Origin of the sequence: Microcystis sp. M_QC_C_20170808_M9Col, assembly GCF_007095495.1 — a bacterium.
GTDB classification, from domain to species: Bacteria; Cyanobacteriota; Cyanobacteriia; order Cyanobacteriales; family Microcystaceae; genus Microcystis; species Microcystis aeruginosa.
In genome coordinates this window covers 19192-33171 of record NZ_SFBZ01000007.1, presented here as the reverse complement: position 1 = coordinate 33171, position 13980 = coordinate 19192, and the positions used below count along the sequence as shown (strand labels likewise).

The following is a 13980-nucleotide window of genomic DNA, read 5'->3' as shown; positions in this document are numbered from 1 at the left end:
ACCCCACACCCCACACCCCACACCCCACACCCCACACCCCACACCCCACACCCTACACCCCACACCCCACACCCCACATCCCACACCCCACACCCTACACCCCACACCCCACACCCCACTTCCCCACACCCCACACCCCACACCCCACTTAAAAACATCTATGCTTAATCTCGTCTCCCTTCCAGAAATTCCCGCCGCCGCTTGGAAACGTCCTCTGGGCAAAGGTTGGGAAAAACCCTACAGCGTCCGCTACGCCAGCAATTTAGATGATGGTCCTTGGCATGGGATGCCTCTGGGGGGATTTGGGGCTGGTTGCATCGGACGTTCCCCCAAAGGTGACTTTAACCTCTGGCATCTGGACGGCGGTGAACACAGTTTTAATAGCCTTGCCGCCTGTCAATTTAGCATTTTTGAACAAACAGAAGACGGAAGCGCCCAAGCCTACGCTATGGCGACGGAAAGCCCGACGGATGGAACATTATCGCGCTGGTCGTGGTATCCAGCCGAAAAGGGAAACTATTCGGCCCTTTATCCCCGCAGTTGGTACGAGTATAAAGATGTTTTTCAGACTCAATTAATTTGCGAACAATTCTCACCGGTTTGGGCGCATAATTATCAAGAAAGTAGTTATCCTATAGCCCTATTTGAATGGACGGCTCATAATCTCACCGATAAACCGATTACTATTAGTATTATGCTGACTTGGCAAAATACAATCGGTTGGTTTACTAACGCGATTAAATCCCCAGTGGTTAAAGTGAGAGATGATGGTAGTCCCGTCTATGAATATCAATCAAAATGGGGGGAAAGTGAGGGTAATTATAATCAATGGATTGTCGATAATTTCCGCGTTGGCTGTCTAATGGGTCGAGATTACGAAAACCCCGGGGAAGGGGATGGACAGATGGCGATTGCTAGTATCACTAATCCGAGTCTAGAGGTATTCTATCTGGGTAAATGGAACCCTGCCGGCGATGGGGGAGAAGTTTGGGACTATTTCGCCATGAATGGCTCTTTACCGGATATTGAGGACGAAACCCCCGCCGAAAAAGGGGAACAAACGGCCACGGCCATGGCGATTCGTTTTACCATTCGTCCGGGGAAAACTCGCAAAATTCCTTTTATTTTAGCTTGGGATTTACCCGTCACCGAATTTGCCCAAGGAATTAACTATTATCGTCGTTATACGGACTTTTTCGGTCGCAATGGTCAAAATGCTTGGGCGATGGTACGCACAGCCTTAAAACACGGCGATACATGGCGAGAAAATATTATTAACTGGCAAAAACCGATCCTAGAACGCACCGATCTGGCCGATTGGTTTAAAATGGCTTTATTTAACGAATTATACCTGTTAACGGACGGCGGCACTCTCTGGACGGCAGCCACGGAACAGGATCCTATCGGTCAATTTGGGGTCCTAGAATGTATAGATTATCGTTGGTATGAAAGTCTTGATGTGCGTCTCTATGGTTCCTTTGGGTTATTGATGTTATGGCCGCGCTTAGAAAAGGCCGTCATGGAAGCTTTTGCCCGGGCAATTCCCAGCAGTGACGATACTCCTCGGATTATTGGATATAACCAAGCTAGTGCCATTCGTAAGTCCAAAAATGCCACTCCCCACGATTTAGGTGCGCCCAATGAACACCCTTGGCAAAAGAGTAATTACACCAGTTATCAAGATTGTAATCTCTGGAAAGATTTAGGCAGTGATTTTGTTTTATTAGTTTATCGGGATTATTTATTAACGGGGGCTAAAGATGAGGATTTTCTGCGGGAATGTTGGCCGTCGATTGTCCTGACTTTGCAATATTTAAAAACTTTTGACCTTGATAAGGATGGGATTCCCGAAAATTCCGGCGCACCAGACCAAACCTTTGATGATTGGCGTTTACAGGGAATTAGTGCCTATTGTGGTGGTTTGTGGATAGCGGCGCTAGAAGCAACGATTAAAATTGGGTCAATTCTTGGGGAAGATACGGCAATTTTTGCCAGTTGGTTACAGCAATCTCGCGCTATTTATCATCAGACTCTCTGGAATGGAGAATATTATAATTTAGATAGTGGCAGTGGTTCCGATGTGGTGATGACTGACCAATTATGCGGTCAATTTTATGCCCGTTTATTGGCTTTACCGGATGTGGTAGAAAATCAATACACGCAATCAGCTTTAAGTAAGATTTATCAGGCTTGTTTTCTCAAGTTTCATGGGGGAAAATTTGGGGCAGCAAATGGGTTAAAACCCGATGGTACTCCCGAAAATCCCCAGGCAACTCATCCCTTGGAAGTTTGGGTAGGAATTAATTTTGGGTTGGTGGCTTTTTTGATGCAAATGGGAATGGAAAAGCAAGGATGGCAAATTACAGAAGCGGTGGTGAAACAAGTCTATGAAAATGGCTTACAATTTCGCACTCCAGAAGCGATTACATCGGTGGGAACTTTCCGCGCCTGTCATTATTTACGCGCCATGGCTATCTGGGCTATCTATGGGGTTTTGACAGAATTTCAGGAATAAAACAGGATTATCGCCATCTAACTGGTGATCTGGTTTTACCTGGTAAATCACTCTAATCCTAAATCCGGTTATTAAAAACTGATTATTTATTCTCGGTTTTGCCCTTTGCCTCTCCTGATATGTAGCCTATACTCAGGGGATTTAAGTAGTTAGGCGTTAAAAATTATCAGATGCCCCCCTTATTAAGGGGAGATCAAGGGGGGACTAAGGGGGGATCGGCACCCCCCTTATCAAGGGGGGCAGGGGGGATCGAACCTAAAATCCGTTTTTAATTTAATTATAACCAGCTACTTAGTCTAAACGCTGTAGGCTGGAGAAACCTGACTCGATCGATGAGCGTCAGCTATACCATGAAAAGAACGATTTCCCGGATTGTCTGGATACTTCTCTCGCTGGCGGCGATCGCTCTAGCGGTGTTTCTGTTCAGTCCGCGCCCCGTGGAAGAAGCCAAGGCTGACTACTGGATCATGAGTCGGTTAGCGGTCAATCAACCGGGCTATTTTCCCCTAGAGCAATCCCTCGATCCGCGATGGTATCGCCCGATCGCCCCCTGGATCGGTCGCCTGATTTTGCCAAAACCGGAGGAATATTCCGCCACACCGGGGGAAGATTGGACTTGGTTGCAGGTTTACCAAGCACCCCGGCCGGATTTAGTCGGTCAAAAAGTTCGTTTAGGTTGGCGGCAATCCCCGGCACTGGCTCGATATTTAGGACTGGTTACTAAGGATATTCGCTTCACTCCAGAGGCGATCGAGAGTGAAAAACAGGGAAATATCCTACCGACTCGCTTGAATGGTCGTTCAGGGGTCGGACCACTGCAAGCGCTGGCCGGATCGCGACCGCTCGATGATGTGGTGGTCAGCTTTCCCGATGCAGAAATCGGGGAAACGTCATTACAAGTGGAGCGAATGCCCTTGATCGTTACTGGGCGCTTTGTGGCATTGGTGAAAATTATCGGCGAAGCTCCCCCCCGAACCCCCAGCGACATCCCCAAGGTTTGCCCCGGTTCACCCCCCTGTGGGAGCGAACTTTTCCGAGTGCAACACTATAACCGCGACAGTGGACAATTCGACGGCAGCTCGGAAGTGATCCGCATTCCCCAACAACCCTTAGTTTCCGGAGGACGTTTTATCTCCACCCCCCGACAGTTAGCAGCAGCGAGCGAAGGAAAGCAGGGCTGGTATATCTACGGGGCGCGGGGACGGGATAAACTCTTTACTGTTCAAGCAATCAAACCTCGATCGCTGTTTCAACTGCAACCGACGGAAACCCTGACTGGGCTGCGATCGGGCCAAGATTACATCGCCCGCGGCACTTGGAACGATACCCCATCCCGCAAAGGAACCGCCAGTCGGGTAACAGTCCTGCCGGAGGGTGAAAAAAAATCATGGAAAGAGGGCGATAAAGGCATAGGAATTCATATTTTCGGCGGAATCGGCGGTAAAAAAGGCGAATCAATACAATTGGGAACGGTAACGGGTCATTTTTCCTATTTTCTCTACGAAGTGATTCGGGATGCCCTGACGGGAGAGCTGCAGTGGCAGCTCGATTATGATCAGGTGTACGCTCACAATCCCCAGGGGATTTTATCGGGATATCAGAGTTGGGCGAACTATACGGGTAGTTTAGAGCGGGGATGGCTTAATTCCCGACCCCTATCCGATGCGATCGTGAAATTAGACCTATTGGAGGATTACAACTTTGGCAGGGTTTCTCTGTCCCCCCTGACAGAATTCCACAAGCAGTTAGAGATCATGATGGCTCGCTACCGGATCGGGGACGGGACCGGGGTTTCTAGTGTTACCCCCGCGACTTCCTGCGTGCAGGACTCGAATCAGGCCCTCTATATCACCATCGCTACCCTGCGCCACCAGTTTGAAACCGATCCGCAGATCGCCGCTTGGTTGACAACCCATGCCGACGATCCGGAAACCTTGCGTTTTCAACGTTTGGGACAATTGGGCGATCGTTTGGAACGGGTATTAGCTCCCCGGGGGGTGATCCGGCCCGATTGGCGGCAAAACGCCCAAATTCTCGCCGGTATCACCGATAGTCGCGGAAAAGGCTTGATTCGGGAAAATACACTGGCCAACGCTCTACTAAGCTGGCGATCGATGTTACCGCGAGGCAGCAATGACGTGATCGGTGAGATTTTCTTGCGGTCAGGAGCTACTCTCTGGTTCCTCCGTACTAATCAGGTCGGGGGAGCGATGCCGGAGATTTTACCCCTCGCACCGACCAAGTTATTCGGGGAAATGCCGATGATCGCGCCGATGCTCCGTCGCACTTTGGGCGCGCTCGTGCTGCCCCTTACCGGTCGGGAGTGGGGGGTGACGGCGATCGGATTGGGATTATACGCTGCGATCGCCCTGACCATCGGTTTCCGGTCGGGTTTTTTACGTTGGCACTTCCCCGAACGGAGACCGTTAGAGATACTGAAAATGCTCGTCTTTTGTTTTTTCTTCCCGGCATTCTGGGAGGAATTCGTCTTTCGGGTGCTGTTAATTCCCCATCCGGAAACGGCAACTTCCACAGCTAACCTGATCCTCTCTGCTTTGGTCAGCATCACGCTTTTTACCGTCTATCATCCCCTCAATGCAATTATTTTTTACCAAAAGGGCAATCCGACTTTTTTTCAGCCTATTTTCTTGATTTTAGCGGCTTTATTGGGATTAACTTGCACCGTTGTCTATTGGCTGACCGGTTCTCTCTGGACGATCTCGGTGCTGCATTGGTTGGTGGTGGTGGTTTGGTTGCTGTTTTTGAACGGTCTATCTCGACTGACAAGGCGATCGAAGCAAGGCAGTTTTTAAATTTGCTCTCGGTCTAAAGTGGGAAAAACCGTTTAAAATTGGAAATCAACAGGGATAGGGAAGCCCTGTAACCGCACGATCATGGCTAAAATTGTCGGTGTTCATGGCATCGCGCAAGAATTTAGGGGTAGCCACACGATTTCTGCTGAGTGGTTGCCAAGTCTCAAGGATGGATTGAAACTCGCGGGAACCGAGTTAGAGTCCGATACTGATTTTCGTTGTGCGTTTTACGGAGATATTTTCCGGGGAAACCCGAAAGCGATCGGCATTCCGAACTACGATGTTAATGATATCGATTCCGATTGGGAAAAAGAATTACTCCAGTCGTGGTGGCAAGAAACGGAACGAGTGGAAAATAATCATCCCAATGCAGATAGCCTTTCGAGAGAAAAATCTACCCCAAAAATTATCCAGAGAGCTTTGTCGGGGTTAAGTGAATCTCGGTTTTTCGGTAGCATTGCCGAGAAATTGGTTATTTCTTATCTTAAGCAAGTGGGGAGCTATTTACACGATCGAAAGCTAAAACAGCAGATTCAAGAGCGAGTAATAGAATGTATCGGTGAAGATACGCGGGTACTTGTAGCTCATTCTCTCGGTTCGATCGTCTGTTACGAAACTTTATGTCAGCATCCAGAATGGCCGATTAAAGTCTTTGTCACTCTCGGTTCTCCTTTGGGGATAAGACAATTAATTTTCGATCGACTGCAACCATCCCCCCGCAATAACCTGGGGTGCTGGCCCGGAAATGTGGAAAGATGGGTGAATATCGCGGACGATGGCGATGTGGTGGCGTTGACAAAGGAACTCAACCCTTTATTTGAGGGAACTATCGAGGATAAGCTAGTTTATAATGGTTGCGAGGCTCACGATGCCAAAAGGTATCTGACGGCGGTTGAAACTGGGGAAGCGATTCGATCGGGGTTAATCGATTGATGGGTAATGGTATGGATGAAGAAATCAAGTATTATCTAATCGCTTGTGGGACAAAGGATTACAACGCATTCGAGCAATTACCCAGCGTCGAGACGGATTTAGAACTGGTGAACATTCTGTTTACCAGTGGTTTTGGATATGAAAGAGTTCTGCCAAGTTTACACTTGAATCCCACAACTAACGATCTTAAAAAATTATTCCCTAATTGGCTTCGGGATAGAGAGCGACATGGAACGAAAAATATTCTTATTTTTTACTATTCTGGTCATGGCGAATATTGTCAAGGGGATGGACATTATCTCATACTGGAAGACACAAATAGTGACGATATACCTTCAACGGCTTTACCGACTCAAGACTTAGTTCGTCCTATTAAAAATAACCAAGTAACCATCTCTCAAGTTCTCTATATTATTGATACTTGTTACTCCCAAAGTGGTGCGGGAGATATTATAAAATTCGTTAGCGATGCGATCAAACAATATGAAGCGGTTCGAGGAGCTAATATAGCTATTCATGTTATGGCAGCTTGTAGGGCAAAAGATACAGCGATCGAAGGCGTTTTATCCCGATCGCTGCAACAAGCTCTCGATGATATAGAAGCGATCGATTTTTATTCCCACCATGGATATGTCGATCTAGGTTGGTTGGTTGATAAAATGAACCAAAATGTTGACAGTAATCAGCGTGTTAATTATTCTGCGCTAGGAATTGAAACCTATGCTATCTTTTTTCCTACTTATCCTAAAGCTGACCAAAAATGGGAAAATCAACGATTTAATTTAATCGAAAAACTTTTCAATATTTTAAATATTAATTCCGATAATAGTTTATTTTTAATCAACTCTTTTATGTTAGTCTATGAGGATCCGAAATCGTCATCTATTTCAAACATAGAAGAGCTTAGAGGAAAACTAAAAGATTTATCTAGTAAGCCAGTTAATAAAGAAATATGTCCTTTGATTTTATTTTCTGAATGGTGCAGGTTGAAGTTATTTAAGGATCAAAACCGAGATATTGCTGAAGATATTGATACTTGGAAAGGTGAAGCTGTTCGATATAGGGATGGTGTGCAGTTAGACACAATCAAGAAATATGCGAGAGAATTGTGGGATAAATTTAATAAAAATATCGAACTAGAAGGAAGAATACAAATTGTAATCTCACCCGCAATTGATAAACATAATAATACTGGCTTACAAACAGAATATTTTCATGTAAATACAATGTTTTTTGTGGGAATAAACAATAAAATTAAGTTATGGAATATCTATAAAAAAGAACAAGGTTTTATGATAGAAGAAATGCAAGATAGTTTCTATCAGGTAATTCCTGAAATGTTTTACTATTTACCCGATCGAGTGAGACTAGAGATTGAATTTTTCCTTCCATTTGCTTTGCTGAAACACTCCCTAGAAGATATTAAGTTTAGAACCGGTGAGTGGCCATCTATCGGATACGAGTATCCTGTTTTTATTAACTCCTTTGATCGCTATTTCGATGAAGATTTCCGAGAAATACGCGACAAGATCGAGGAGATCAAGAGAGCTTTATGGGAAAATAATAGCGATCTTGATCAGAAAGATTACTACATCGGAACCGAACCATCGATCGCCGATCTGGAAGATATCGTGGAATCCCTGCCGATCGCCGTCTGGAGTCGAAACGCCGGCGAACCGATGACAGATAACGATCTAAAACCCTCGGAATGGAGAAACTGGCCCGATAATATCAAAGAATTACGCAGAAACAAGCGAAAAATCGCCCTTTTCTGGGACGATCTATACCCCAAACCCTCCCCGAGACCGAGACCTCTAAACACGAGAGTGGTGGAATCCAATGGCCAATAAACCAGTTCCCAAAGCAGAAGAACTTCGCATCTATCGGGGTTTGACCCTGAGTGCCGATAGTTTACCCACACCCAAAGAACAAAGAAAACACCTCGATCGCATCCCACCGCCACCCCCTTGGCGCAGTTTTAGCCTGTCCCCGGAAGCATGGACAAAATCGCAGAAAATACCGCCCGAACAGGGAAAAATCGACCCTAGGGCTTTAGGATTCGTCGCGGATAGGAAAGCGGTGGAATTGGTGAATGCTGCCCTCTGTTTGCGTCGTCCCCTACTGATCGAGGGCAACCCCGGCGCCGGCAAGACTTCCCTGGCCTACGCAGTCGCGCGGGAATTGGGACTACCCGGCCCCTACCGTTGGTCGATCGTTTCCCGCACCACCCTTAAAGAGGGTCTTTATGCCTACGATGCGATCGGACGGTTACAGGAAGCTTCCCTACAAAGACAGAAAGTGGGAGAGGGGGGAGAGTACGAGGAGCCGGATATCGGCAGCTATCTAAGATTAGGTCCCATGGGGATGGCTTTTAAACAATCCCGTCCCGGACGACCGGCGGTGCTGCTAATTGATGAGATCGATAAAAGCGACATCGATATGCCTAACGATCTCCTCCATATTTTCGAGGAGGGATTTTTTGAGATCCCAGAATTGACACGATTAAAAACCGGCGACCAATCCGTTCTTCCCTATCGCGGTCAACAGGATGACAGCGAGGAAAAAATCCCGATTGATCGAGGTTGTGTGTCTTGTCAGGAGTTCCCCCTAGTATTCATGACCAGTAACGAGGCCCGGGAGTTTCCCCCCGCTTTCCTGCGTCGATGTTTGCGTTTAAGACTCGAACAACCCAATAACGAGGATGATTTCTATCGGATACTAGAGCAACGTTTCCCCCCGGAGAGCCTGAATCAATTGGACGAACCGGCCAGAAATCTGATCCGGGAATTTCTCGATCGAATTAAACGCAAAGACAAACTAGCCACCGATCAACTGCTCAACGCGGTCTATCTGTTACTACAGGGAAACGACCTCACCGACCCCGATCGCCAATCGCTGCTAGACACCATCTTTAAATCCTTGCAAGGGTAGGGGGAGAGATGGAAGGGAAAAAAGCCATCTGGTGGGAAGACGAGAGGGAAATGGCAGAACTGATCTGGTGCGCTGCTTACCTCGATCGAATTATCGCGCCTTGGTCGATGGAGCAGCCCGGACAGTCGGAAGCAACCTCATCTAATGATCAGGATGATAACCGGTCATCCGGCAGCGGTGAAAAAACCCCTCCCCCCGGAGCGATCGAGCCAACGCTCCCCGTTGCCTATCCCGAAAACATCGATCGCCCGACGCAGACCTCCCGGAAGCGCGATTCGGTCGAGAGCGATCGTTCTTCTCCCGTTCGCGTCCCCGATCCCTTTCCGATACCCGAACCCACCGCTATCAGTAAGGCAATTCTCCCCCTAGCGCGTCGCGTGCCTGGATTACGGGCCGACGAGTTGGATATCGAGGTTACAGTGGAACGGACGGCCGAAGCGGGGGGATTACCGATGCTCGCTTTCCGTCCCCCCCTAGAACGTTGGTTAGAGGTTCACCTGTTGATCGATCGCTCTCCCCCGATGGAATTTTGGGGAGATCTAGCGGGGGGAATGACCACTCTCTTCCGTTGGCAAGGCTTTTTTAGGGACGTGCGGGTTTGGTGGTTCGAGACGGGTGAAAATGAAGCTCGTTTGCTTTCCGGTGCGGGGCAAATCGAACGGAACCCTCGCAGTCTGGTTGCACCCTCTGGAAACCGACTTTTTATTGTCCTAACCGATACTTTGGGGAAAGCTTGGCGATCGGGGTCTGCCTTCGCCACCCTAGCGGATCTGGGCAAAGAACACCCCGTCACCATTGCTCACATTTTCCCGCAGGAGCTATGGCAACGAACCGCTTTAGAGGGGGCGATCCTCCGGCCTTTGATCGCACCGGGTCCCGCTTCTGCCAATGCAACACTGCAAGTGGGGGAAAGACTCCGCACGAAGCAGATTCTCTATCGGTTCCCCATTTTCAATCTATCCCCCGCTCACTTTGCAACCTGGGCGAAATTTATCGCTGGGAGCGGTGGTAACTCGATTCAGGGGGTTTTAATGGGAGCAAAGACTGCGGGGGTGAATATGGGTGAAACCGGAGAAGAAGAGGCAGCCGATCCGGAAGCGGAATCCCCGGAAGAGTTATTGAGAGGCTTTTTAATCGATGCCAGTCCCTTGGCCCGAGAACTGGCTAAAGTGCTGGCGGCCGTTCCCCTGATTCCTCCGGTGATGCGATTGGCACAGCGGCGATTTTTACCCGATAGTAAACATTGGCATCTAGCGGAGGTCTTTTTTAGCGGACTGGTCGAAAAATCTACCTTTAGTCCGGAAGGAGCGACGGTTCCGGATGCTTGGTACGATTTTTACCCCGGCATTCGTCAGCTACTGTTGGCAGATAGTGCCGCTAGACGCACGATCGATATTTGGCGCGGCATCGGCGATTATATTCGCGACCATTACGGCGAATTTCGCGATTTTTCGGCTCTAATCCCCAATCCACAGGGTTCTCTAGCGGATGCAGTCAGCGATCGCTCTCTCTACTTTGCTGAGGTGGACGCGGCTGTTCTCCGCACTTGGGGGGGAGAGTACGCCGATATCGCCCAAAACATCGAGGAGAGAGTGAGGCAGCGAAAACAGGAAATCTTGACCCCGGAAAAACTCCTAAAATTCACCTTCGAGACCCTATACGTCGATAAACGGGGAGAAATTACCAAAAGAGAACCCCTGGAGGCCTACTACTACGAGGAACCCCTAGGCAAGGGAATCGAACCCCTAACCATGGTTGCTATCCCGGGGGGCGAATTCCTGATGGGTTCACCGCCAAATGAGAAAGATAGTTTTAAGGATGAACGCCCTGAACATGAGGTTACTGTCTCCAACTTTTTCATGGGTAAATATCCCATCACCCAAGCTCAGTGGAAAGCGATCGCCTCTCGCACGGATTTAAAAGTAGAAAAAGACCTTGATCTCAACCCGGCCCATTTTAAAGACCGTCCCGATAGCGATCGCCGTCCCGTGGAACAAGTCAACTGGTACGATGCGATCGAATTCTGTGCGAGATTATCAAAACTAAAGGAGGGAAGGGAATACCGACTACCGAGTGAAGCGGAATGGGAATACGCTTGTCGTGCTGGAACCACCACCCCATTTTACTTTGGGGAAACCATTACCGGGGAATTGGCTAACTACAATGCCAGCAGAATCTATGCTGAGGAACCGAAGGGAGAATATCGACAGCAAACGACTCCCGTGGGACAATTTTCCCCAAACGCCTTTGGACTGTACGATATGCACGGCAATGTCCGCGAGTGGTGCGCCGATACTTGGCACGATAACTATGACGGTGCGCCGACGGATGGCAGTGCTTGGATAGAAAATGGTAATGATAATCGTTCTCCTCTGCGGGGCGGTTCCTGGGGCGACGATCCTAATTACTGCCGTTCCGCGATTCGCATCACCTTCATCCGCCGCGACGACCGCTTCATCTATATCGGTTTTCGGGTAGTCTGCGTATTCGGGAGGACTCTGTAACCCTTTTCCCCTTTTTTTCCCTTTTTTCCCTCATTCCCTTTTCTGGAATTTTTTTAGGCAGGCTATAGAACAAGTGTATTGGTTTAGGGGTGGTCAATTACCTGGGGTTTGATCCCCCCTGCCCCCCTTGATAAGGGGGGTTTGATCCCCCCTGCCCCCCTTGATAAGGGGGGTGCCGATAGGCGGGGGGATCTCCCTTGATAAGGGGGGTGCCGATAGGCGGGGTAGGGTCGTTTCATTCCCTCAAATGTCATTCTCTGCAATCCAACAGAGTTTTTAGATTTATTCAGCAAGCTCTAGGACGCGGGCCGATGAAGACGCAAGGTTTTGAACGACGATTCTCTCAAAATCTTGCACCTGTTTCGCTCGTAAAGCCCCAAAACCTTTACTTTGCCTACATTTCAAATTTATTCAGCAAGCTCTATCTAGCCGGTCTGAGATTAACCCTAGCCAAACTCATCCAACGCTTGCAAAGTTGGGAAGCGCACCTAGTCCAGGGCGATACCCACCGACTACGGCGGGATATCTTCGATTCTTACGAATTCACCAGAATATCGGATATTGTTGTGATCGCCGTCGCTCACTCACCGAAATACAGGTGAACCCGATTGCTCGTCCAGGTTGCCACCCCCGTGCCGAAAAAATCCGCGTCTTCCGTCCAGATCGGGCATTCCAGCAATAAAGCCAGCGCCACGACTGGCCAATCGTCCGCATCCCGCGCGGCGATGCGTTTTCTAGCCTCCCCCTCGTAAGAAGCGTACAGGCTGTTATCCACGATCCGCACCCAACCGGTCAAACCTTCCAAGACTGCCATCGCGTCCTCGCTCCCTAGGTCGCGTTTCTCGAAAAGAATCGGTAAATATCGCCTTGCGTCGGCGTAACAGCGATCGGTCGTAAAAAAATCTACCGTGGGAGCGAACCGAGCGATCATCTCCCGTACCTTTTTCCCCAACACGGCACGGATGAGAATATTGGCATCCAGAACGATTCTTTTCGTCATGGCAGAAAGCCTAACGCTCGCCTTCGCGGAGTTGACGGAATTCGCGAACGAGCGCATCTTCAGAAAGTCCCTGTTCGCGTAAAAGCGCATCCAACCTCTCGGCGGCGCGTTTTAACCCGTCGATCTCCGCTTCCGATGGCTCCGGTCGTGCCGGTAAGAAATAACCCACCGTCTGACCCTGGCAAGTGACGGCGATGGGAGTAGTAGAACTCAAATATTTGGCGAGATGATCCCGGAATTCTCCCATTCCGATTTTTTCTAGCATAGACTATTGCTTTTCCCGCTTGTGTACTGTTGTGTAGATAATTTTAGCAGAAAAATCTGTAGGCCGGGTGCAACCCAAAAGCCAGCTTCTTGGAGACGTTCAAAGGTTACTCTTGAACTACTCTCAATTCCGTTGAGAGTAGTTCACTTCATCAGCTACAGCAGAAGCTTTTTTTCTTGAGGAAGCTGAAGAAAAGTTGTTAAGACAGTTTCTTCAAGATTAGCCATTTGTTTAATTTTCTTCCAGTGTAGATATAGATATTTGTATTATAACCAACCATCACCTAATATAGCCCAAATTTACTGAGTAGATAAAAATAAACTTGAGTCAACGTGAAAAAACTGTCCTAACTTTACAGCTTGTTTTTCTGTTATTATTTGTTGGCCAATAAGAATATCAGAAACTATGGTTTTTGAACCTAGTATATCTGATAAATCTTTTTCTTGTAAGTTGTTAGCTTCCATGAGTTCCCAGAGTATTGAATGGGGTTCTGATTCTTCAAGGGGATAATGATCTTGTTCGTACTTTTCGATTAAAGTCAAGAGTAAATTTAACAAGGTGGTTTCTTCTAGACTGCGATTTTCTCGATGAGATAAGGACTCAGCTAGGATAATAGCCTGTTCGTTTTCTGCATCGTTTTCTATCACTTTTGGTAGATACTCGGCTAGTAACCTTCCGTAGGTATCACAGTTTAAAGTAAGGGTCATTTTTCCACTCATCTTTGTCATACTCCCCGTGAGTCAAAATGTACTTGATGTAAATTACTTGGTCTTTGTAAACGCTATCTACAATTAGACGATAGGGATTACCTTTGATATTAAAGACCGTGAACTTACCAACAGCTTCCGCTTGAGAATACACAGCTTGAACTTCAGCCAGGTTTTTCCACTCTGCTTTACTAGCAATTTTATACCAAGTATTAATAGCATTAACAGCATCGGCGTGTTTTCCAGAAAATTGCCGCAGTTTTGTACGGCTAATGATGTGCATATTCTTATTGATTTAGAATAGCTATTGTA

The 13980-nt window shown here is 47.9% G+C and carries 10 protein-coding genes; 6 read left to right on the top strand and 4 right to left on the bottom strand.

Annotated elements, in window-relative coordinates; genetic code table 11:
- Window positions 1-160 precede the first annotated feature (160 nt).
- The 6 genes from EWV68_RS00570 (at window position 161) to EWV68_RS00545 (ending at window position 11696) form a co-directional block, all read left to right on the top strand.
- A complete protein-coding gene (locus EWV68_RS00570) occupies window positions 161-2515 on the top strand; it encodes a GH116 family glycosyl hydrolase (protein WP_287168467.1) in 2355 nt (784 codons plus the stop codon).
- A gap of 332 nt (window positions 2516-2847) precedes the next feature.
- Window positions 2848-5328, top strand: a complete 2481-nt coding sequence (locus EWV68_RS00565) for a CPBP family glutamic-type intramembrane protease (RefSeq protein WP_287168466.1) — start codon at window positions 2848-2850, stop codon at window positions 5326-5328.
- Between the two features lie 81 nt (window positions 5329-5409).
- A complete protein-coding gene (locus tag EWV68_RS00560; protein WP_287168465.1) occupies window positions 5410-6261 on the top strand; it encodes a hypothetical protein in 852 nt (283 codons plus the stop codon).
- Window positions 6261-8111, top strand: coding sequence for a VMAP-C domain-containing protein (locus tag EWV68_RS00555; RefSeq protein WP_353737406.1), 1851 nt, complete (start codon window positions 6261-6263; stop codon window positions 8109-8111). Before EWV68_RS00560 ends, EWV68_RS00555 begins: the two co-directional genes overlap by 1 nt.
- Entirely contained in the window at window positions 8101-9192 is a 1092-nt protein-coding gene (locus EWV68_RS00550; RefSeq protein WP_287168463.1) for an AAA family ATPase, read from the top strand. The genes EWV68_RS00555 and EWV68_RS00550 overlap by 11 nt, the downstream gene beginning before the upstream one ends.
- A gap of 8 nt (window positions 9193-9200) precedes the next feature.
- Window positions 9201-11696, top strand: coding sequence for an SAV_2336 N-terminal domain-related protein (locus tag EWV68_RS00545; protein ID WP_287168462.1), 2496 nt, complete (start codon window positions 9201-9203; stop codon window positions 11694-11696).
- Window positions 11697-12276: 580 nt separating this feature from the next.
- Here the strand turns inward: EWV68_RS00545 and EWV68_RS00540 are convergent.
- From EWV68_RS00540 to EWV68_RS00525, 4 genes are all read right to left on the bottom strand, one after another.
- Complete coding sequence (locus EWV68_RS00540) at window positions 12277-12696, bottom strand: PIN domain-containing protein (protein WP_287168461.1); 420 nt, start codon at window positions 12694-12696, stop codon at window positions 12277-12279.
- 10 nt (window positions 12697-12706) lie between these two features.
- Window positions 12707-12961 carry a hypothetical protein gene (locus tag EWV68_RS00535; protein ID WP_002782656.1) on the bottom strand — a complete coding sequence of 85 codons (255 nt, stop codon included), beginning with the start codon at window positions 12959-12961 and terminating at the stop codon, window positions 12707-12709.
- Window positions 12962-13260: 299 nt separating this feature from the next.
- Window positions 13261-13680, bottom strand: coding sequence for a helix-turn-helix domain-containing protein (locus EWV68_RS00530; RefSeq protein ID WP_287168460.1), 420 nt, complete (start codon window positions 13678-13680; stop codon window positions 13261-13263).
- Complete coding sequence (locus EWV68_RS00525) at window positions 13646-13951, bottom strand: type II toxin-antitoxin system HigB family toxin (protein ID WP_287168459.1); 306 nt, start codon at window positions 13949-13951, stop codon at window positions 13646-13648. The genes EWV68_RS00530 and EWV68_RS00525 overlap by 35 nt, the downstream gene beginning before the upstream one ends.
- Window positions 13952-13980 lie beyond the last annotated feature (29 nt).